The sequence below is a fragment of the Paucibacter sp. M5-1 genome, from assembly GCF_027498415.2.
Lineage (GTDB): Bacteria > Pseudomonadota > Gammaproteobacteria > Burkholderiales > Burkholderiaceae_C > Roseateles_E.
Genome location: NZ_JAPZLM020000001.1, coordinates 1,778,214 through 1,797,683 on the forward strand (window position 1 = coordinate 1,778,214; position 19,470 = coordinate 1,797,683).

Consider the following 19,470-nt stretch of genomic DNA (forward strand, 5'->3'; position numbering starts at 1 on the left):
CAGCGCTTGCCTGCGGCTGCAGGCGTGACCAAGGGCGGCCTGCGCCTGCAGGCCTGAGTGCCCCGGGGCCGGCTCAGTCCGGCCCGAAGTGCCGCATCAGCACCTGCTGGGCGCTGACGCCGCTGTCGGAGATGCGGTTGGAATGGCCGTCGGGGCCCAGCTGCCAGGCATCCAGGCTGTCGTGCAGATAGGGCTGCAGCGCCTCGTCGATGACGCGCTGGCGCAGCTTGGGGTCCAACACCGGCCAGGCCACCTCGATGCGGCGGAACATATTGCGGCTCATCCAGTCGGCGCTGGAGAGGTACAGCGCCTCCTGCTCCTCGCCATCGCCCCAGCGGAAATAGCTGACGCGCGAGTGCTCCAGAAAACGCCCCACCACCGAGCGCACCAGGATGTTCTCGCTGACGCCCGGCAGCCCCGGCGGCAGCATGCAGGCGCCCCGCACGATCAGATCGACCCGCGCACCGGCCTGGCCGGCCGCGAGCAGACCGCCGATCAGCTCGGCATCGGTCAGCGCATTGATCTTCAGCACCACCCGCGCCGCATAGCCGGCACGCGCGGCCTCGGTGACCTGCTGCAGGAACTCCATCATGCGGCTGTGCATATTGAAGGGCGCCAGCAACAGACGCTTGGGCGCCTTGATCTTGCCCAGCGAGGCGAGCTGGCGGAACACCGTGTCGGCATCGGCGGTGATGTCGGGGTCGGCGGTCAGATAGCCCAGGTCGGTGTAGAGCCGCGCGGTCTTGGGGTTGTAGTTGCCAGTCGACAGATGGGCGTAGCGGCGCAGCACCGGCTTGCCACCGTGCATCTCGCGGCGCATCACCATCAAGAGCTTGGCATGGGTCTTGTAGCCGACGATGCCGTACACCACCTGGGCGCCGACCGCCTCCAGCCGCTCGGCCCAGTTGATATTGGCCTCCTCGTCGAAGCGCGCCTTCAGCTCGACGACCACCATCACCTCCTTGCCGCGCCGCGCCGCCTCGATCAAGAGATCCATCAGCTCGGACTTGCTGCCGGTGCGGTAGACCGTCTGCTTGATCGCCAGCACATCGGGGTCATGCACCGCCTCGCGCAGGAACTCCAGCACCGGCTCGAAGCTCTCGAAGGGGTGGTGCAGCAGCACATCGGCCTTCTTGATGCGGTCGATGATGGACTTGCCGCGCGGCAGCCGGCCCTCGGGCCAGACCGGCTCGTGCGGCGCGAAACGCAGCGCGGGCGCGTCGGTCTGGTCGATCAGCTCGTTCAGCCGCACCAGATTGACCGGGCCGTTGACACGGTAGAGCGCCGCCGGCGGCAGCACGAACTGCTCCAGCAGAAACTGCGACAGCTCCTCCGGACAGGTGTTGACCACTTCCAGCCGTACCGCGCGGCCGAAATGCCGGGTCGTCAGGCCCGAGCGCAGCGCATGGCGCAGGTTCGCAATTTCCTCCTCGTCGACCTCCAGGTCGGAGTCGCGGGTGACGCGAAACTGCGAGAAGGCCTCGACCTGGCGCCCCGGAAACAGCTCCTCCAGATGGGCGCGGATCACGCTGGTCAGCAGCACAAAAGCCTGCTGGCCACCGCTGATCGCCTCGGGCAGCTTGATCACGCGCGGCAGCACGCGCGGCACCTTGACGATGGCGATGCGGTTGTCGCGGCCGAAGGCGTCCTTGCCCGACAGGCGCGCGATGAAGTGCAGCGACTTGTTAGCCACCTGCGGGAAGGGGTGGGCCGGATCCAGGCCCACCGGCATCAAGAGCGGCCGCACCTCGCGCTCGAAGAACTTGCCGACCCAGCGGCGCTGCTCCTCGTTGCGGTCGGCATGGTTGAGGATGCAGATATGCTCCTTCAACAGCACCGGCATCACCTGCTCGTTGAAGATCGCGTACTGCTGGTCGATCAGCACATGGGCAGCGCGGCCGACCCGCTCGACATCGCGGCTGCTGACCTGGCTGGCTGGATCGCGGGCCGCCTCCAGCATGTCGGCGAAGCGCACCTCGAAGAACTCGTCGAGGTTGGACGAGACGATGCAGATATAGCGCAACCGCTCCAGCAGCGGCACATCGTCGCGCTGGGCCTGGGCCAGCACACGCCGATTGAATTCGAGGATGGCCTGCTCCCGATTGAGCAGGGCGAGCGAAGGCGTAGCCGGCAGCGTCATTGAATGATTTTATGAACGGTGGATGACATTTTCATGACGGACACCAGCCGCTTTGTGACGGGTTCCGGGGCCGCCGCGCGCAGCGCGCTCCAGTCCAGGATCTCGAGCCGGCCATCGGCATGTTCGACCAGGGCGGTCAGGCTCTCGACCCAGTCGCCATCGTTGGCGTAGAGGATGCCGTCGATATCGCGCAGCTCGGCATGGTGGATATGGCCGCAGACCACGCCCTGCACGCCGCGCTTGCGCGCCTCGCGGGCCAGCGCCTCCTCGAAATCGGACACATAGCTGACGGCGCGCTTGACCTTGAGCTTCAGGTATTTGGACAGGCTCCAGTAGGGCAGGCCCAGACGCGCGCGCAGCGAGTTCAGATAGCGGTTGAGCTTGAGCGTGAACTCGTAGGCCGTGTCGCCGACATGGGCCAGCCATTTGGCGCACTGGATAACGCCGTCGAACAGATCGCCGTGCGTGACCCAGAGCTTGCGGCCGTCGGCCGTCTCATGGATCCACTCCTCGGCCACCTCGATGCCGCCGAAGCTGTGCTGCAGATACTTGCGGGCGAACTCGTCGTGGTTGCCGGGGATGAAGACCACGCGGCAGCCCTTGCGTGCCTTGCGCAGCAGCTTCTGCACCACATCGTTGTGCGCCTGCGGCCAGTACCAGCTGCGCCGCAGCTGCCAGCCGTCGATGATGTCGCCGACCAGGAAGAGCTGCTCGCACTCGACTTCGCGCAGGAAGTCGAGCAAGGCCTCGGCCTGGCAGCCCGGCGTGCCCAGATGCAGGTCCGAAATCCAGACGGTGCGAAAGCGCAGGCTGCCACGCTCGTCGGGGGCATCGCTCGGGTCCATGTCGTGGGCTCGCTTCATGGTCCTTCAGCATGGGCACCGCCGATGTCGGCGCCGTGGCGGGGCCGTGAAGAATGGGTGACAGCGGCCGGCCTCGATAATCGCGCCCATGCATCTGATGATTCCCCACGCCTGCGCCCTGGGCGAGGCCGGCCGCCACGCCGCCCAGACCCTGGCCCTGCCCCGCCTGGCCGCCCTGCTGGGCCGGCTGGCCCCCGACAGCAGCCTGGGTAGCGACGAATACAGCCCCCACACCCCGCTGGAGCTGGCCCTGGCCGCCCAATGGGGTTGGGCCGCCGACACCCCGCTGCCCTTCGCGGCGGCCCAGGCCGCCGATGACGGCATCGCGGTCGAGGCCAAGGCCTGGGCCTTGCTGACGCCGCTGCATCTGTCGGTCGGCAGCGACCAGATCACCGCCTTCAACCCGCAGGCGCTGAAACTGGACGAGGCCGAGTCGCGCGCCTTCTTCGAATCGCTGGCCTGGCTGTTCCCTGCCGATGAGGGCTGGACCATGGCCTGGGGCGCGCCGACCCGCTGGTATGTCGCGCATGAGAGCCTGGCCGACTTGCCGAGCGCCAGCCTGGAGCGCGTCATCAACCGCAATGTCGACCCCTGGATGCCCGAGGCGCGGCGCCTGCGCAGCCTGCAAAACGAGCTGCAGATGCTGCTGCACCGCCACGCGCTGAACGAGGCCCGCGAGGCGCGCGGCGCGCTGCTGCTGAACTCGGTCTGGATTTCCGGCTGCGGCCGCGCCCGGCCGCGCGCGCCGCAGCCCGATTTACACGTCGACACCCGGCTGCGCGAGCCGCTGATCAACGAGGACTGGGCCGCCTGGGCCGAGGCCTGGGCCCAGCTGGACGCCGAGCCGCTGCGCGAACTGCTGCAGCGCGCCGAGGCGGGCCAGCCGGTCGAGCTGACGCTTTGCGGCGAACGCTTCGCGCGCCACTACCGGCCCCAGGCCAGGAGCGGCCTGAGCCAGCTCTGGCACAAGCTCGCTGCGCCCAAGGGCGATGTGCTGGCCGCTCTGGAGGACCTATGAGCGCGCCGCAGCTGCTGACCCGCGAGGTCTCGCCGCGCGCCAGCTGGGCGCTGGAGCAGGCCGGCCTCTCGCCGCTGCTGGCCCGGCTGTTCGCGGCCCGCGGCGTGCGCACGGCCGATGAGCTGGACGACGGCCTGGCCCGGCTGCTGCCGCCCGAGGGCATGAAGGGCATGGCCGCAGCCGCCGCGCTGCTGGCCGACACGATAGAGGCCGGCGCGCGCATCTGCATCGTCGCCGACTACGACTGCGACGGCGCCACCGCCTGCAGCGTCGCGCTGCGCGGCCTCAGGATGCTGGGCGCAAGACCTGACACCGTCGGCTATGTGGTGCCGGACCGCGCCGTGCACGGCTACGGGCTGACGCCCACCATCGTCGAGCTGGCCATGCAAGGCCCTGAAAGTCAGCGCCCCGCCCTGCTGATGACGGTGGACAACGGCATCGCCAGCCTGGCCGGCGTCGCCCATGCCCAGGCCCTGGGCCTGAAGGTGCTGGTGACCGATCACCATCTGCCGGCGCTGGTCGATGGTGTCACCGTCGTGCCCGAGGCCGAGTCCCTGGTGAACCCGAATCAGCCGGGCTGCAGCTTCGAGAGCAAGAACCTGGCCGGCGTCGGCGTGGCCTTCTATGTGCTGCTGGCGCTGCGCAGCGAGCTGCGCCGGCGCGGCCGTTTCGACGCCACGAGCCAGCCGCGGCTGGACGGCCTGCTGGACCTGGTGGCGCTGGGCACGGTGGCCGATGTCGTCAGACTCGACGCCAACAACCGCCGCCTGGTGGCCCAAGGCCTGCGCCGCATGCGCGCCGGCCGCATGCAGCCCGGCGTCGCGGCCCTGTTCAGCGCCGCCGGCCGCGATGCCTCACGGGCCAATGCCTTCGACCTGGGTTTCGCCTTGGGGCCGCGCATCAATGCCGCGGGCCGCCTGTCCGATATGACCTTGGGCATCGAGTGCCTGTGCACCGATGACCCGGCGCGCGCGCTGGAGCTGGCCCGCCAGCTCGATGCGATCAACCGCGAGCGCCGAGAAATCGAGGCCGGCATGCGCGAGCAGGCCGAGGCCAAGCTGGATGAGCTAATGCCTAGCGGCGACGCCCCGCCGGCCCTGTGCATCTACGAGCCCGAGTTCCACGAGGGTGTGATCGGCATCGTCGCTGGCCGGCTCAAGGACCGGCTGCACCGCCCCACCTTTGTGTTCGCCACCGGCGCCGACGGCCAGCTCAAGGGCTCGGGCCGCTCGATCCCCGGCTTTCATCTGCGCGATGCACTGGACCTGGTCTCCAAGCGTCACCCCGAGCTGCTGAAGAAGTTCGGCGGCCATGCCATGGCGGCCGGCTGCACCTTGGTCGAGCACGGCTTCGAGGCCTTCGACGCGGCAATGCAGCAGGTGGCCCGCGAGTGGCTGGACGCCGCCGCGCTGACCCGCACCCTGCGCACCGACGGCCCGCTGCCTGCCGAGGCCTTCACGCCCGAGACCGTGCGCGAGCTCGACGCCCAGGTCTGGGGCCAGGCCTTCGAGGCGCCGCTGTTCTGCGACGAGGTGCAGGTGATCTCGCAACGCATCGTCGGCGAGCGCCATCTGAAGCTGCGTCTGCGCCAGGGCGGTGTGCTGCGGGACGCGATCTGGTTCGGTCACATCGACCCGGTGCCCGAGCGCGGCCTGCTGGCCTACCGGCTCAGCCTGGACGAGTACCAGGGGCAGCAGCGGGTGCAGATGATTGTGGAGGCGATGGCGTAGCGGGTCGGGGCGCGTCTATATCGTGGCTGCCCGCAGGACCACTTCGCCTATGAACGTGCGGCAATTGACCTGAGGCTCCCCAGAAACTGCCATCGCCGTCTCACCTACGCTTGACACAGCAAAACCAATGGATGCGTCGCCTCGGTTGAGCGCACCAAGCAAGTAGTCGCGTACATCGATCTCCACTCGAGCAATGCCCGGCCCAGTTGCCGTCACTGTGGCGCGCCCGGTGGTGCCGGAAGGCTGCAACTGGGCCAAATCCTGGATTGGCGTTGCGGTAGTGGGAGGGAAGGATGCCACCAGACCGGCAACGGATGACGAAGGGAGCTGTAGCGAGCGAGCAAGTCCCGGAGTCACGATTGTGCCCGGGCGTAGAAGAAGCAGGTTTGCCGCACCGCCAGAGAAGCCTCTTGAGCAGGTGATTCCCGCGCCGGTCTGCAGCGGTGTGTTCTCAACGATATTGAACACAAGTTTGGCAGAGGCCAGGGCATCCTGCAGCGATAGATTCCCCGTTGGAACCGCTCGCAAGGGCGCCAAGCTGAAGCTCATGTGCGGCCGGAACAAATCATGCCGAACCACACCACAGCCAGGATTTGTGTTGCTCCATAAGTTGAAGCCGACCACTGCATTGGCTGCAGTCACGGTAGTTCCAAGACCAGCCCACCACGCATTCACATCTGGCGCCGCTGGGGATGGGTTCGCATTGCATTCGGGGGAACCGATCGGGGCTCCGCCTGGGTCGGTTAGCGCTAGCGAGCCCCATGAGGTCCCGATAGTTGGCTGCAGATCTGTAACAGTCGTCCGTACATTGCCAAAGATCTGGCACGACGAAAGAACAATTGCGGAGCTGACGAGAGCTAGTACGCCAACTGTCTTCATCTCAATCTCCCTGTGTACAGAAAACTAACAACGAGAATTTGCGGGCCGACTGGCATGTTCACGCTTTGCACCGTTCGACCGCATTTGAGGGTTCTACCTTGTTCGGTAACCGTGCACATCCAACAACCTGACTAGAGACGTGCCTCAAGCAGCGCCGTGATGAGCGACCTTCTGGCGGGCGCACTACGCACCATGTTGAATCGTGTCCACCATCGTCTGATCGCGGACATGATCCTTGCCGGCTCAGCGGCAAACTTCAAGACGGGATGGCAGGACGGCTACAGATCGGCTGACCGAGCTCATCGAGCGACTCGGCAAGCACTGCCCTCGGGGCACCGGATCGCCCCACGGACGGGCGACTCAAGCAAGACCCGGATGCCTCAACTCTGACACCGTCACCGCGAAACTCTCGTTGCCGGGCATGCGCCCATGGGCCTGACCGGTCTCGACAAAGCCGGCCTTCTTGTAGGTCGCCAGTGCGGCCTTATTGCCGTCGAGCACCTCGGCGCTCAGTGCTGCCCCCGTCTCGCAAAGCGCCGCCTGTATCAGGGCCGAGCCGACGCCCCTGCCGTAGAACAGCGGGTCGACGTAGAGCCAGGCCAGTTCGTCCGGCGAGAAAGCCACAAACCCCAGGACATGCCCGTCGTCGCGCTCGGCGACACGAATCTCGTACTCATGGAAGCCTTCGTTGTCGGCCGTCTGTGCCAGCGTCAGATAGGCATCGCCGAGCCCGGCTGCGGCCAACTCATCGCGACGGGCCGCGTCGTGGATTTCGCATACGCGAGTCCAGTCATTGGGGGTGTAGGGACGGATATTCATTTGTTGTCTAGAAAAGATGGCTTCGCGACGATTTCAAATCGCGGCCAGGCCCTCGGCAGCTCGCGTCAGCCTCAGTCAGAGGGGGAAACAGCCTGTTGGGCGTCAATTGGCCCCGAGCGCTGCCCGTAGGCTTGCAAGCTCATCATCAATGGTGTGCTCGAAGTCGGGGGACTCTTCCGAGTACATGGCCTTGATGGTCTCGAGTCGAGCGATTGCGAGCTTCAAGTGATCGTCTAGCTGGTCGACCGGCCAGATATACGTCCTGCCAAGGGCAATGAGCACATGTGCGGCGGCCCGAATCTCGTCGGGTGAGTCTTCGGGGTCTTGTTCAAGCGCACGCTGCACGAATTCCGCCAGCCTGGTCTCTTCGAACATGTCGGCAAACCAGTCGGCCGCCGAGTCGTTGTCCCATGCTGCGGGTCCCCAGGTTCCCATTGCCATCTCCCTTTGTTGCGTGGCGCTTGATTCTGTCAGAGGTGCGAATGACATGGCGTTGCGACCAAGGGCAAGAAGCGCGGCCGCGCCCGCAACGCGCCCAAGTTCGATCTGCGCCGCCAGCTCTGGCAGATTTACGCGGATCACAGCCTTGTCGTCGTACCCTGCTCGCTTCGTGAGCGAATGGTTCGGCCTCACGCTCGCCGCGATTGACGAGCAACGTATTGCCGAAGCACGCCATCCATGCGTGACTGCCACCCCTCGCCGGTTGACTTGAAGTAGGCCACAACCTCAGGGCTGTAGCGGACCGACACCAGCAGCTTCTTGTTCTCAGACTTGGGCCGGCCGCGCAGGGCTTTCATCGGCACCATGGCTTGCAGTTGTTTCGGGGTCAGGGGTTGCGCGTCGGGGTCGGCCTTTGCGGCCGTCGTGATTGCCTTGTCCTCCACCACCGTCGGCATGACGATGGCAGGGCGCTTAGAAACTTTGGACATAGTGCTTCACCTCGCGTCGGTTGGCTCTGCGCAAGCTGATGATTCTTCGCGTCTCGCCACGATCTACAAATGCCACGAGGGTTAATTCGTATGGCAGGGGGCTGCTAGAAAATTGGCTTTGTGACGCAGGCGGCACGACTTATCAAAGGATTCCGAATTTCGCATCCATTGCCGATCGATCGTGGTCGAGTAGAAAGCGCTCGTGCTTCTTATAGAGCGAGGCAAGGAATTGCGTGTCGTTGCCAGCGACGTCCATGCCTCTGTCGTCGTACGGCCAAACCGCGATTTCTTTGCTTAGATCGAAAAGGTAAATGAGGCCGCCTGGGTTGGGTCGGATACTTGAGAAATCATGTGAAAGCGCACACCACAGGAGATTCTGAAGCTTAGCTCTTGGGACACTGAATGCGATGTTCGCCCATCGTTCATTAAGCCCTTCTTCGATGCGATCCTCTTCAGGTACAGGCTCATCCCATAAACAGCGAGCGCGCGGAGGGCGAATATCCGCAGCTCTAAGCTCTCGAAGCATTTTTCGGTGTTCGAACCGTGAGCCGTCGTGCCAGAAGCGAAGACAGACCACCAAATCTTCATCTGGAGCGAAGATATCCTCGCAGATGGTTAGGGCCTTGTTGAGCGCAGATAGAAACTGCGCGATCGCCGAATCGCCTTCGGACAGCTCGAACCGCAGGGCTTGGCCGTACTCGTAGAACAATGGACGAACAAAGACCTTTCCGTGGAAGATCCTTTCGATGTCGGTGCGCAGGCTCAAGGAAACCTCTAGACAAGATGGCGTCGTGACACCGGGCGGCCTGACCCCTGCGATACCTTAGGTTGCAGGCGCTGGGCCTGCAGAGCTACACCAATGCACCCTGCAGACGGGCCGCTGGGTCGTTGTGAGCTTGCGAGGAGTCGGGCCATGGCGAGCAAATCTACCAGCATCTGCTTCGTCGGATTGGACGTCCGCAAGGACAGTATCGACATCGCTACGGCAGAGGCACCGCATGACGGCGCACTCCGCCATGTCGGCTGTATCAAGACCTGACCCTGCTTGCTTCGAAGTGATGCACGATCTGCTCGAACGGGCCTACCCCCTCTGACTCGGGGGAGGCCGGGCAAGGCCTCGGAATTGCGATGGTGCGAATTGGCAGCCCCTGGCTATAGTCGGCGCCGGTGGCCGGCAACGGCACGCGATAGCGTGCATCCGGCCCCGTTTCGACGCCCATCGGGTGCGGAGCAATAGCAAAAACTGGAAGATTCCAGTACAGGGAGAGAGAGATGCGATTGAAGAAGACTGCGTTTGCGCTGGTCGGTTTGTGCGTGGCCACCTTTGCCGCAGCGGCGGATTATCGGACCACGCTGCTGGGCGGGCTGGCAGAGAGCGAGAGCTCCGCCTGGGGCGTCAATCAGTCGGGGCAGGTCGTGGGCCGTGTCTCCACAGCCGAGGGAGGCTGGCGGGCTAGCTTATGGGAGGCGAACGGTTCGTGGGTCGCGTTGGATCTGGTCGGCAACACGGTTTCCAGTCGCGCGGTCGCCATCAACAGCTCCGGACAGATGGTGGGCTCCTCCATGATGAGCAACGACCGGTATAGCCCTGGCTATGTCGCAACGATGTGGAGCAAGGATGGCCGGGGCAAGGCGCTCGGAACCCTCGGCGAGGGTCAGGGTCTTGCGATGGGCATCAATGACGCCGGTCAAGCCGTCGGAGCCTTCGACCATTTTGGTCAGAGCTTTGAGACAAGTGCCGTGCGCTGGGACGCTGATGGTGTGGCCCACCGCCTCGCCAGCCTGGGTGGCAGCTACAACCAGGCCAACGGCATCAACAACAAGGGGCAGATCGTCGGCTATTCGGGGACTGCATCCGGCGGTGGGAGCGCCGTGCTCTGGGAGGCCGACGGGTCCATCAAGCAATTGGCGCTGTTGAGCGAGACGGCGCGGTACAACTGGTCGACGCGTATCAACGAGCAGGGCCAGATCGCAGGTCTTGCCATCTTCAGCGATATCGGCGTTGACGATCGACCCAACACATGGGGCCCCGATGGCTCGGTGCAGGCGCTCGATCTAGCTGGCGCCATCGGTGGGGCTGCCTATGACCTGAACGATAGCGGTTCGGTGATAGTGGGCTACTCGGTGCTCGGCGGCGGTATCCGCCACGCCACGCTCTGGGACCAGGGGGTGGCCAAAGATCTGAACAGCTTCATCGACGCGGGGCTGGCGGAGGCAGGCTGGTACTTCAGCGAGGCCCGGGACATCAACGAGCAGGGCTGGGTGGTGGGCGAGGCCCGCAACCGGCTCACCGGCGGGGTACAGGCTTTCGTGCTGAGCCCGGTGCCGGAGCCGTCGAGCTATGCGCTGATGCTGGGCGGCATGGGCACGCTGCTCGCTTGGCGCCGCCGTGCGACCTCGAAGCGGGCTTGATAGATGCCTTGAGAGCGCCGCTAAGTTCGATCATGCTGCGCCCCCAAAACCCCGCCATCCCGCCCAATCTCCCCGCCCACCTAAAATGCGGGAGTGAACACCACCACCCCCCTGACCAACGCCGACCTGCATTGCCATTCCAAGGTCTCGGACGGCACGCTGGAGCCCGAGGCTCTGGCGGCGCGCGCCCAGGCCAATGGGGTGGAGCTGTGGGCGCTGACCGACCATGACGAGATCGGCGGCCAGCAGCGTGCGCTGGATGCGGCGCTGGCCCTGGGGATGAGCTATCTGACCGGCACCGAGATCTCGGTCAGCTTTGCCGGCCGGGTCGTGCATATCGTCGGCCTGGGTTTCGATCACCACAACGAGGCCCTGATCGCCGGCCTGCGCGCCACCCGGGGCGGGCGCGAGCAGCGCGCCCGCGAGATGGCGGCCGGCCTGGCCCAGGTGGGCATCAAGGGCGCTTACGAAGGCGCGCTGACCTATGTGGGCAATCCGGAGCTGATCTCGCGCACCCATTTCGCGCGCTTCCTGGTCGAGGCCGGCCATTGCAGCGATGTCAGCGAAGTGTTCCGCCGCTACCTGACCGAGGGCAAGCCCGGCTATGTAGAGCACCGCTGGGCCGGTCTGGGCGAGGCGGTGCGCTGGGTGCGCGAGGCCGGCGGCATCGCGGTGATCGCCCATCCGGCGCGCTACGCCTTCACGCCCACCGAGGAATACGCGCTGTTCACCGAATTCATCGCCCATGGCGGCCGCGGCGTCGAGGTCGTGACCGGCAGCCACTCGGCCGCCGATGCGGCCAAGTACACCGAGACCGCGCTGGAGTTCGAGTTGCTGGCCTCGCGCGGCTCCGATTTCCACTCGCCCGAAGAGAGCCACACCGACCTGGGCCGGCTGGCCGATCTGTCGGGCCGGCTGAGCCCCGTCTGGCAGGCGCTGGAGCACCGCATCCACCGCCCCGCTGCTCCATCTTGAGCGCCGCCCGTCACCGCCCGCTGCTGGGCATTGCGCTGATCGTGCTGATGGCCGCGTGCTTCGCGTCCATGGACAGCACGATCCGCTATCTGGGTGCTTTCCTGCCCGTGCTGCTGATCCTGTGGGCGCGCTACAGCTTCCAGGCCCTGACGATGGCTGTCTGGCTGGGCCTGCAGCGTGCGCGCGGCGACACCGGTGCCTTCCGTTCGGCCCATCCGAAGTTCCAGGCGGTGCGCGGCCTGCTGCTGCTGGCCACCAGCGCGATGAGCTTTTACGGCGTGCAGTACATGCCGGTGGCCGAGTTCACCGCGATCAATATGCTGACCCCGGTGGTCGTGACCCTGCTGGCGGCCCTGGTGCTGCACGAGCGCGTCTCGCGCCTGCGCTGGGCCCTGGTGATCGGCGGCTTTGCCGGCGCGCTGATCGTGATCAGGCCCGGCAGCGGCATGTTCGGCTGGGCCGTGCTGTTCCCGCTGGCCGGCGCGCTGACCTATGCGAGCTTTCAGGTGCTGACCGCCAAGCTCTCGGCGCTGGAGAGCCCCTACACCACCCATTTCTACACCGGCCTGACCGGCATGCTGCTGCTGAGCCTGCTGCTGGCGCTGGGCCCCTTTCCGGTGCTGGAGCCGCTGCGCGCCGCCACGGGCGGGCAGCTCGCGCTGATGGCCTTCATCGGGCTGCTGGGCACCCTGGGCCATCTGCTGCTGATCCTGGCGCTGGGCCTGGCGCCGACCGGCACCCTGATGCCTTTTGTCTATGTGCAGATCGCGGTAGCGGCGGCGATCGGCTGGCTGTTTTTTGACCATGTGCCGGACGGCTATGCCTGGCTGGGCATGGGCGTGCTGTCGGCCTGCGGCGCGGCCTCGGCCTGGCTCAATGTCAGGCGCTCGCAACGCCCTCCCCCATCGGCGGTGGCCATGGACACCATTGCCGACTGAGAATGGGCCATGGCCCAACTCTTCGAAGTCCACCCCGACAACCCGCAGGTCCGCTTCCTGAAGCAGGCGGCGCAGATCCTGCACAGCGGCGGCATCGCCGCGATCCCGACCGACTCCAGCTACGCCCTGGTCTGCCATCTGGACGACAAGGCCGCCGCCGAGACCTTGCGCCGCATCCGCGGGGTCGACGACAAGCATCACCTGACCCTCTTGTGCCGCGACCTCAGCGAGCTGGCCAGCTATGCGCGGGTCGACAACAAGCAGTACCGCCTGCTGAAGTCCGCCACGCCGGGCGCCTTCACCTTCATCCTGGAAGCCACCAAGGAAGTGCCGCGCCGCGTCTCGCACCCCTCGCGCCGCACCATAGGCCTGCGCGTGCCCGATCACCGCGTCACGCAGGAGCTGCTGGCCATCTTCGGTCAGCCGCTGCTGGCCACCACCTTGATCCCGCCCGGCGAGAGCGAGCCGCTGAACGACGCGCAGGATATTTCGGCGCGCTATGACAAGCTCTTGCAAGTCATCATCGACGCCGGCGCCTGCACGATGGAGCCCACCACCGTGGTCGATATGACGGGGGACGAGCCGGTGCTGGTGCGGCGCGGCTGCGGCGACCCGGCCTGTGTGGGGCTGGACTGAGCGGTCTCAGACGCGCCGCGCGGCGATCAGCAGAAACATCGGCCGCTCGCGCTCCTCGGCCAGCGCCGGCGCGGCGGCGATCTGCGCGTCGCTGGGATGCCACTCCTGCAGGCTGCTCAGCGCAAAGCCGTGGCGCAGCAGCGCGTTCAGATAGCTGTCCAGCCGCCGGTGCTGCTTGATCACGCCCGGCGCAAGCCAATCGCTGACGCGCGGGCCCTCCAGCGCGTAACCGTCCACCGGCCAGTGACGCTGCCCGTCGGCATCGCTGGCCCAAGCCTGGCGGCGTGGCGCGGTGAAGATCGGATGTTCCAAAGACAACACCAGGGCCGCGCCCGGTGCCAGCAGGCGCTGCAGCTCTGCCAGCAGGCCATCGAGGTTCTCGATGTAGTGCAGCACCAGCGAGCTGTAGGCCAGATCGAAGCCGGCCTCGGGCAGGGCCAGCCGCTCCAGGTGTTCGAGATCGGCGCGCTGGTAGCGCGGCGCCGCCGCGTCGCCGGCCGGCCCCTCGGCGCGCGCACGCGCCAGCATGTTCTCCGACACATCCAGGCCCAGCACCTCGGCCGCGCCCTGGCCCAGCGCCCAGCGACTGAACCAGCCGAAGCCGCAGCCCAGGTCCAGCACGCGCCGCCCGGCCAGCGGCGGCAGCAGCGCCCGCAGCGCCGGCCATTCCGGCGCACCGTCCAGGCCTTGCACCGAGCGGGCCAGCTGGCTGTAGCCGGCAAAGAACTGCGGATCGTCGTAGATGTTTTGTGTGCTCATGACCGATTGTCGCCAACTGACCCAAGGACTACGGCTCGACGACTTCGGGCGGCACAGCCGGCCCCGGCACAAAGCCATGCCACCGGTAGGACCCAGCCTTGCCCCTGGCGCTGAACCGCTGGATATCGCCGATGCCGCGCCGCTGGAAGTCGGGGCGGACGATCATCTCGGTGACAAAGGCATGCCAGCGATGGCCTGCGCAATGAATTGCTCCCAGGTGGCATCGGGCTGCCAGGCGTCGCGCATCGCCGCCAGCGCGGCGGCCTCGCTCCAGCCCTGCTTGGCGATGCGATGCAGCGCGACGAAGACCGGCACGCGCTTGTTGTGTGCGCAGTGGATGAACACCTTGCGCCGGCCGACCTGCTCCATCGCATCGAAGAAGGCCTTCAGATCGGGCAGGGTCGGCGTGGAGAACTGCACCGGGATATGGATATAGCGCATGCCCAGCGCAGCAACGCTGGCCGCCTCATCCGCCAACGAATAGCGCGGATCGTTGTGAAGAGCCAGATTGATGACAACCTCGAATCCGGCGGCCGCCACATCGGCCAGCTGCGCCTCGGTAGGCTGGCCGGCCGTGGCCAGCGAGTCGGTCACGGGCAGGTAGCGGGTGATGGACTGGAGCATGGTGGCCTTGGTGCCTGCGGGATGGAAAGACTGCCAGTGCGCCGCCGACGTGGCGACCGTGGGCAGCATATCCGCGTCAGAACCGATCAGCCACGGAGCTCAGAGCCGTATCCAATGATTGTCCAGCTCCACCGCCGGCAGCGCCTTGCCGGCCCCGTCCGGCAGATGCAGCACCCTTCCCCGCCCGCCGGCCCAGATGCCTTCGCGACCGTCGCCACTCTCGGCCAGCGCGCAGGCCTCGGGCAAGGGGGTCAGGCCTTGCCATTGCCCCTGGGCATCGAAGCGGGCCACGCCGCCGCTGCGCGGGCAGCCGATCGCAAAGCCCTCGGCGCTGGCTGCGATATCGCCGCCGTAGCCGGCCAGAGCCGGCTGGCTCTCGGCCAGGCGCAGCGCGCGGCCGTCGAAGACCGCGAGTATGGGCGCGGACGCCTTGGCGGCCTTGTCCTCATGCTCGGCCTGGATCGCGATGCCCAGCCTGCCATCGGGCCGCCAGGCCAGATGGCGCAGGCTCAGGCGGGTATCGTCCACGCGCCATTGCCCGCGCAGCTCGCCACTGCCGGCGTCGAGCCTCACCAGGGACGAGTCCATCGCCGCCAGGTCCAGCTTCAGGCGCCCGCTCTCGGGCCGGGTCTGGATGCCGCCATTGGCGACCCAGAGGCTGTCGCCGCGCGGCAGCAGCTCATGCACATCGACGCCATGGCTGGGCCACTCGGCGATCTTCTGCAGACTCTTCGCGTCGCGCAGGCCGACCAGGCCGGCACCGCTGTCCAGATCGGTCTCGCCGCTGTAGAGGTGGCGGCCATCGGGGCTCAGCGCCAGATGGCCGGTGAAAGCCCGCTCGGGCTCGATCCACTGCCACTGCAGCGCGCGCCCGGTCTGCGGCGAGAAGCGCAGCAGCCAGTCGCCGGGCCGGCGCGCCACCGCCAGCAGGCTGGCGCCGCCGCGCTCGCGCAGCAGGCCATGGGCGCGGGTCGGCACCTCGATGCTGGCCGCGATGCGCAGCGCCGCGCCGGCCGCCTCCAGCCGGCCGACCCGGTAGCTGGGGGCCTCGTCGCGCCAGGCGGCGGCCAGTTGCACGGCGCCGCCGGCCGCCCGGGCCAGCCCGCCGGCCAGCAGGCCCGCGCCCAGGGTCAGGACTTGCCGGCGGTCAATCACCATCGGCATCCGAAAAGCCCAGGCTCAGATCCAGCGCCGGCGCCACCCGCTCCTGGACCAGACGCTTGAGCGCCTCCAGCGCCTTGGCGGCGGCCAGCACCGGCGCCGGCTGGGCCGGGTTCAGGCCCTGCAGCTTGGCATCGGCGGCCAGCGCGCTGCTGCGCAGCGCATCGGCCTCCTGGTTGCGGCCGCGGCCGCGCAGCCAGCTCTCCAGCGGCACCAGGCCCTCGCCCGGCGCCGGCGCGCGCTGCCGGCCCTCGAACAGGGCCAGGCCGCGAAGGCTTTGCCATTGCGCCGCCCAGGCGGCGGCGGTCAGGCCGCTGGTGGCACGGGGCAGGGCTTCCTTGCCCGAGCGCAGCGGCTTCTCCATCTGGGCCCAGCGCAGGCGTTCAAGCCCGCCGACCCATTGGTTCAGCAGCTCGGCGCTGCCGGCCAACTGGGTCTCCTCGTCCCAGGCCTCGGGCTCGCGGCCGGCCAGTTCGGCAAAGCCCTGGCGCAGCGCCTGCGCCTCGGCCACCAGCTCCTCGACCAGCAGCGCCGCATAGCGCCGCGCCGACGGTTCCATGCGCGGCTGCCACAGCAGCTGCTCCAGCGCCGGCAGGCCCTTGGCCGGCGTGCCGACGCGCTCCAGCCCCTTCAGATCGGCCGGCGCGGCCGCGATGGCCTTGGCGATCAGGGCCGGCCGGCTCGGCGCGAAATCGATCTGACGCTGCGAGCGCCGCGCCAGCACCGGACCCAGGGCCGGCGTCGCCAGCCGCTCCCAGGCCAGCATCGCGCCGGCCCAGGAAGGCCGGTCCAGACGCTGCTGCAGCTGGGCCACCGCCTGGACAAAGGCCTCGGCGCGCGGCAGCGACCAGTGGCGATACAGGCCCTGCAGCATCTGCAGCGGCGTGTAGGCCGGCACCGCCTCGCGGGCCCAGTCGCTCTGGGCGCGGGCCAGGCCGCAGACGCTCAGGCCCGCCAGGAACAGACGACGGTCCAGCATCACAGCGACTCCACGAACTTCACCAGCGCCGCGCGCTCGGCGCGCGTCATGCCCAGCACCTGCTGCTTGGCCGCTTCGGCCTCGCCGCCATGCCAGAGCACGGCCTCCAGCACGCCGCGCGCGCGGCCGTCGTGCAAGAGCCGGCTGTGGCCGTTGACGTCCTTGATCAGGCCGACACCCCACAGCGGCGGCGTCTTCCACTGCCGGCCGCTGGCCTGGAAGTCGGGCCGGCCATCGGCCAGGCCCTCGCCCATATCGTGCAGCAGCAAATCGGTATAGGGCCAGATCTTCTGGCCGTTCAGCGCCTTGCTGCTCAGGCTGGGGAACGGGCCTTCGGCGGTGGTGTAGCTGGGCCGGTGGCAGGCCGCACACTGGGCCTGTTGGAACAAGACCTGACCCTTCTTGACCTGCAGATCGTCGATCCTGCGGCGCGCCGGTGGCGCCAGCGTGGCCTGATAGAACACCACATCGGCCAGGGTCTTCGCATCGATCTCCGGACTCGCGCCCTTGGCACCGCTGGGCGCCGCACGGCAGTCGGCCTGAGCCGGCATGCAGTCTTCCTGCGGGAACTGCGGCGAGGTGATGCCCATATCGCCGAGAAAGGCGCCGGCGCTCTGGTGCGCGATGGTGGCCACATTGGCCTTCCAGCCGAAGCGGCCGATCATGGGCTTCTCGGCAAAGGCGTCCCAGACCCGATTCACCTGGCCCTTGATCGGGCCCGGCGTGGCCGCCTGCTCGGCGGCATTGCGCAGGATCTCGGCCTCGGGAATCGCTTCCAGCAGGCCGACGCCGATCAGCTGCGGCGCGATGCGCGGGCCGACCATCACATCCGGCGCCATCGCGCCGTAGCCAAGCTGGCCAAAGCTGTAGTACGGCTTCAGCAGGCTGTAGCGGCTGCCGTCCTTGAAGCGGCCGGCAACAGTCTCGTAGCGCAGCAAGACCTGACCCTCGGGTCGGACGCCTTGCACCGCCGCGTTGTTGAACTGCCCGCCATAGACCGGCTCCGGCGCCGGCCCACCATGGGCATCGGTGCCCGGCACCGACAGCCGCATCAGCAAGCCGACCGGCTGGTCATGCAGACCCTTGCGGAAGCTCGGCGGCGCGCCGCGCCCGTCCTGCACATGGCAGCCGCCGCAGCTGCGGGCGATGAAATGCGGGCCCAGGCCGTCGCGGGCGGTGGTCGAAGCCGGGGCCTCGACCCAGTTGCGGCGGAAGAAGCTGTTGCCGATCGCGAAGCGGGTGCGCTCCTCGTCGCTCAGATTGGCGGCCGGGAAGGAGAAGGCATTGCGGCCATCGGCATAGACCGTGGTGGCGCCGCCGGTCTTTTCTGCGTCGTCACTGGTGGCAGCACCCACGCCATACACGACGGCCGCCAGGCTCGCGCCGGCGGCCAATATCCATCCCCTCATGGCTGGACCAGGGTCAGCTTGGTGATGCCGATGGCACTGGCAGCCTCGACCAGCAGCTTGCTCTGCGCCGTCAGGCTGTCAATCGTGGCCTGGATGCGCAAGCGCCCCGGCGCCGTCTTGTCGCCCAGGATCTCCTGGTCGAACGGTGCCTGGATCTTGCCGGCCGCAGCCACGGACGTGGCCAGTTGCTCGCTCAGGCGCTGAGCCAGCGCCGCGTCCTTGGCGGCCACCAGATCGCGCAGCGCCAGGCCCTGCAGCAGCGTGCCGTCGGCCCGCTGGTAGCGGCCCAGCCAGACGTTCTCTATGCCCAGCGCATTGGTCACCGCGTCGCGGTGGGTGTTGTCGGAGAAACAGGAGTGCTCGTCTTCCTGGTCCTGGCTGGCCAGCGCCACTTCCAGGCGCTCGCCGGCCAACTCGCCGCGCGACAGCGAGCCCAGGCCCACCAGCATCTTGCGCAGCGACTCCTGACCGCCCTTTTCGAACTTCGCGCGGTAGTTGTTCTTGGCGCCGGGCGCCCAGGCCTTGAGCAGGCCTTGCAGATCGTCGATCAGCAGATCGGTCACGACCGCGAGGTACTGACGGCGCCGGTCGGCATTGGGAGCCTTGCCGTCGACAAAGTCCTCGAAACTGCGCTTGCCGGGGCCGGTGGGGGACAGGTCTTGCCCCCACAGCAGGAACTCGATCGCATGCCAGCCGGTGGCGACGTTTTCCTCGCCGCCGCGCTCGTTCTGCGCCGCCAGGCTGGCCTTCGTGATCTTGAAGCCGCGCTTGTTGATCAGACCGCTGGCGTTCTTGCCCTCGATGCGGTCCACATAGCTCTCGTCCATCGGCCAGGCATTGAGCTGGCCTTCGGGGCCCTTGTCGTTGTCGATCGGGCCGCCATAGAAACGGAAAGCCTCGGTCTGGCCATAGAACTCGCGCGCGGCCAGCCAGGCCTGGCGCGCCGCCTGCAGCCGCTCGGGCGAGGGCTGGGCGATGAAGTCCTTGATAGTCTGGCGCAGGGCCTGGGCGGCCTGCAAGGTGTCGGCATAGTTGGCGTGAACCAGGGCCGCGTAATGGGTGTTGACGGCGGCAGGGGTGGCGCTGGCTGCGGCGGCGACCGCGGTTTGCTGGGCCTGGGCGGGCAGCGCGGTCAACGCAGTCAGCAGGGCCGGGCCGGCGGCCAGGCTCAGAAGCAGGGCAAGAGATTTCATGGCAAC

The 19,470-nt window shown here is 67.5% G+C and carries 20 protein-coding genes; 7 read left to right on the forward strand and 13 right to left on the reverse strand.

Going from position 1 to position 19,470, the window contains the following annotated elements:
* Window positions 1-73: 73 nt before the first annotated feature.
* Window positions 74-2,140, reverse strand: coding sequence for a polyphosphate kinase 1 (ppk1, locus tag O5M90_RS08225; RefSeq protein WP_137941664.1), 2,067 nt, complete (start codon window positions 2,138-2,140; stop codon window positions 74-76).
* Window positions 2,137-3,003: a UDP-2,3-diacylglucosamine diphosphatase gene (locus tag O5M90_RS08230; RefSeq protein WP_269840619.1), complete on the reverse strand. Its 867-nt coding sequence runs from the start codon at window positions 3,001-3,003 to the stop codon at window positions 2,137-2,139. Before O5M90_RS08230 ends, ppk1 begins: the two co-directional genes overlap by 4 nt.
* Before the next feature lie 88 nt (window positions 3,004-3,091).
* On the opposite strand from O5M90_RS08230, the gene O5M90_RS08235 reads away from it, so the two are divergent.
* Complete coding sequence (locus O5M90_RS08235) at window positions 3,092-4,021, forward strand: hypothetical protein (RefSeq protein ID WP_269840620.1); 930 nt, start codon at window positions 3,092-3,094, stop codon at window positions 4,019-4,021.
* Window positions 4,018-5,751, forward strand: coding sequence for a single-stranded-DNA-specific exonuclease RecJ (gene recJ / locus O5M90_RS08240; protein ID WP_269840621.1), 1,734 nt, complete (start codon window positions 4,018-4,020; stop codon window positions 5,749-5,751). The genes O5M90_RS08235 and recJ overlap by 4 nt, the downstream gene beginning before the upstream one ends.
* Window positions 5,752-5,766: 15 nt before the next feature.
* On the opposite strand, the gene O5M90_RS08245 is transcribed toward recJ, so the two are convergent.
* From O5M90_RS08245 to O5M90_RS08265, 5 genes are all read right to left on the reverse strand, one after another.
* Window positions 5,767-6,393 (reverse strand): hypothetical protein, encoded by a 627-nt coding sequence (locus tag O5M90_RS08245; RefSeq protein ID WP_262969699.1) that lies wholly within the window; start codon window positions 6,391-6,393, stop codon window positions 5,767-5,769.
* Between the two features lie 597 nt (window positions 6,394-6,990).
* The gene (locus tag O5M90_RS08250) at window positions 6,991-7,449 is read right to left on the reverse strand and encodes a GNAT family N-acetyltransferase (protein WP_269840623.1); all 459 of its coding nucleotides are present in this window, start codon (window positions 7,447-7,449) and stop codon (window positions 6,991-6,993) included.
* A gap of 102 nt (window positions 7,450-7,551) precedes the next feature.
* Window positions 7,552-8,082: a DUF4259 domain-containing protein gene (locus O5M90_RS08255; protein WP_269840624.1), complete on the reverse strand. Its 531-nt coding sequence runs from the start codon at window positions 8,080-8,082 to the stop codon at window positions 7,552-7,554.
* Window positions 8,079-8,378: a BrnA antitoxin family protein gene (locus O5M90_RS08260; RefSeq protein ID WP_269840625.1), complete on the reverse strand. Its 300-nt coding sequence runs from the start codon at window positions 8,376-8,378 to the stop codon at window positions 8,079-8,081. Before O5M90_RS08260 ends, O5M90_RS08255 begins: the two co-directional genes overlap by 4 nt.
* Window positions 8,379-8,520: 142 nt before the next feature.
* Window positions 8,521-9,144: a DUF3885 domain-containing protein gene (locus O5M90_RS08265; RefSeq protein WP_269840626.1), complete on the reverse strand. Its 624-nt coding sequence runs from the start codon at window positions 9,142-9,144 to the stop codon at window positions 8,521-8,523.
* 147 nt (window positions 9,145-9,291) lie between these two features.
* On the opposite strand from O5M90_RS08265, the gene O5M90_RS08270 reads away from it, so the two are divergent.
* The 5 genes from O5M90_RS08270 (at window position 9,292) to O5M90_RS08290 (ending at window position 13,339) form a co-directional block, all read left to right on the forward strand.
* Window positions 9,292-9,417, forward strand: a complete 126-nt coding sequence (locus O5M90_RS08270; RefSeq protein ID WP_269840627.1) for a hypothetical protein — start codon at window positions 9,292-9,294, stop codon at window positions 9,415-9,417.
* A gap of 233 nt (window positions 9,418-9,650) precedes the next feature.
* Window positions 9,651-10,790 (forward strand): PEP-CTERM sorting domain-containing protein, encoded by a 1,140-nt coding sequence (locus O5M90_RS08275; protein WP_269840628.1) that lies wholly within the window; start codon window positions 9,651-9,653, stop codon window positions 10,788-10,790.
* Window positions 10,791-10,883: 93 nt separating this feature from the next.
* Window positions 10,884-11,765: a 3',5'-nucleoside bisphosphate phosphatase gene (locus tag O5M90_RS08280; protein ID WP_440401941.1), complete on the forward strand. Its 882-nt coding sequence runs from the start codon at window positions 10,884-10,886 to the stop codon at window positions 11,763-11,765.
* Entirely contained in the window at window positions 11,762-12,703 is a 942-nt protein-coding gene (locus O5M90_RS08285; RefSeq protein WP_269840630.1) for a DMT family transporter, read from the forward strand. The genes O5M90_RS08280 and O5M90_RS08285 overlap by 4 nt, the downstream gene beginning before the upstream one ends.
* A 9-nt stretch (window positions 12,704-12,712) precedes the next feature.
* Entirely contained in the window at window positions 12,713-13,339 is a 627-nt protein-coding gene (locus O5M90_RS08290; protein WP_269840631.1) for an L-threonylcarbamoyladenylate synthase, read from the forward strand.
* Between the two features lie 6 nt (window positions 13,340-13,345).
* On the opposite strand, the gene O5M90_RS08295 is transcribed toward O5M90_RS08290, so the two are convergent.
* The 6 genes from O5M90_RS08295 to O5M90_RS08320 form a co-directional block, all read right to left on the reverse strand.
* On the reverse strand, window positions 13,346-14,098 hold the full coding sequence (locus O5M90_RS08295) for a class I SAM-dependent methyltransferase (protein ID WP_262969708.1): 753 nt from the start codon (window positions 14,096-14,098) through the stop codon (window positions 13,346-13,348).
* A 162-nt stretch (window positions 14,099-14,260) separates the two neighbouring features.
* A complete protein-coding gene (locus O5M90_RS08300) occupies window positions 14,261-14,722 on the reverse strand; it encodes a protein tyrosine phosphatase family protein (protein ID WP_269840632.1) in 462 nt (153 codons plus the stop codon).
* 99 nt (window positions 14,723-14,821) lie between these two features.
* Entirely contained in the window at window positions 14,822-15,886 is a 1,065-nt protein-coding gene (locus O5M90_RS08305) for a DUF1513 domain-containing protein (RefSeq protein ID WP_440401944.1), read from the reverse strand.
* Entirely contained in the window at window positions 15,870-16,862 is a 993-nt protein-coding gene (locus O5M90_RS08310; protein WP_269840634.1) for an imelysin family protein, read from the reverse strand. The genes O5M90_RS08305 and O5M90_RS08310 overlap by 17 nt, the downstream gene beginning before the upstream one ends.
* Window positions 16,862-18,271 carry a di-heme oxidoreductase family protein gene (locus O5M90_RS08315; protein ID WP_269840635.1) on the reverse strand — a complete coding sequence of 470 codons (1,410 nt, stop codon included), beginning with the start codon at window positions 18,269-18,271 and terminating at the stop codon, window positions 16,862-16,864. The genes O5M90_RS08310 and O5M90_RS08315 overlap by 1 nt, the downstream gene beginning before the upstream one ends.
* Window positions 18,268-19,464 carry an imelysin family protein gene (locus tag O5M90_RS08320; RefSeq protein ID WP_269840636.1) on the reverse strand — a complete coding sequence of 399 codons (1,197 nt, stop codon included), beginning with the start codon at window positions 19,462-19,464 and terminating at the stop codon, window positions 18,268-18,270. The genes O5M90_RS08315 and O5M90_RS08320 overlap by 4 nt, the downstream gene beginning before the upstream one ends.
* Between the last annotated feature and the right edge of the window lie 6 nt (window positions 19,465-19,470).

Coding starts and splice junctions, on each gene's coding strand:
- O5M90_RS08235 (WP_269840620.1), top strand. CDS start 3,092: ATGCATCTGATGATTCCCCACGCCTGCGCCCTGGGCGAGGCCGGCCGC.
- ppk1 (WP_137941664.1), bottom strand. CDS start 2,140: ATGACGCTGCCGGCTACGCCTTCGCTCGCCCTGCTCAATCGGGAGCAG.
- O5M90_RS08270 (WP_269840627.1), top strand. CDS start 9,292: ATGGCGAGCAAATCTACCAGCATCTGCTTCGTCGGATTGGACGTCCGC.
- O5M90_RS08315 (WP_269840635.1), bottom strand. CDS start 18,271: ATGAGGGGATGGATATTGGCCGCCGGCGCGAGCCTGGCGGCCGTCGTG.
- recJ (WP_269840621.1), top strand. CDS start 4,018: ATGAGCGCGCCGCAGCTGCTGACCCGCGAGGTCTCGCCGCGCGCCAGC.
- O5M90_RS08320 (WP_269840636.1), bottom strand. CDS start 19,464: ATGAAATCTCTTGCCCTGCTTCTGAGCCTGGCCGCCGGCCCGGCCCTG.
- O5M90_RS08305 (WP_440401944.1), bottom strand. CDS start 15,886: ATGCCGATGGTGATTGACCGCCGGCAAGTCCTGACCCTGGGCGCGGGC.
- O5M90_RS08310 (WP_269840634.1), bottom strand. CDS start 16,862: ATGCTGGACCGTCGTCTGTTCCTGGCGGGCCTGAGCGTCTGCGGCCTG.
- O5M90_RS08295 (WP_262969708.1), bottom strand. CDS start 14,098: ATGAGCACACAAAACATCTACGACGATCCGCAGTTCTTTGCCGGCTAC.
- O5M90_RS08300 (WP_269840632.1), bottom strand. CDS start 14,722: ATGCTCCAGTCCATCACCCGCTACCTGCCCGTGACCGACTCGCTGGCC.
- O5M90_RS08250 (WP_269840623.1), bottom strand. CDS start 7,449: ATGAATATCCGTCCCTACACCCCCAATGACTGGACTCGCGTATGCGAA.
- O5M90_RS08260 (WP_269840625.1), bottom strand. CDS start 8,378: ATGTCCAAAGTTTCTAAGCGCCCTGCCATCGTCATGCCGACGGTGGTG.
- O5M90_RS08290 (WP_269840631.1), top strand. CDS start 12,713: ATGGCCCAACTCTTCGAAGTCCACCCCGACAACCCGCAGGTCCGCTTC.
- O5M90_RS08275 (WP_269840628.1), top strand. CDS start 9,651: ATGCGATTGAAGAAGACTGCGTTTGCGCTGGTCGGTTTGTGCGTGGCC.
- O5M90_RS08230 (WP_269840619.1), bottom strand. CDS start 3,003: ATGAAGCGAGCCCACGACATGGACCCGAGCGATGCCCCCGACGAGCGT.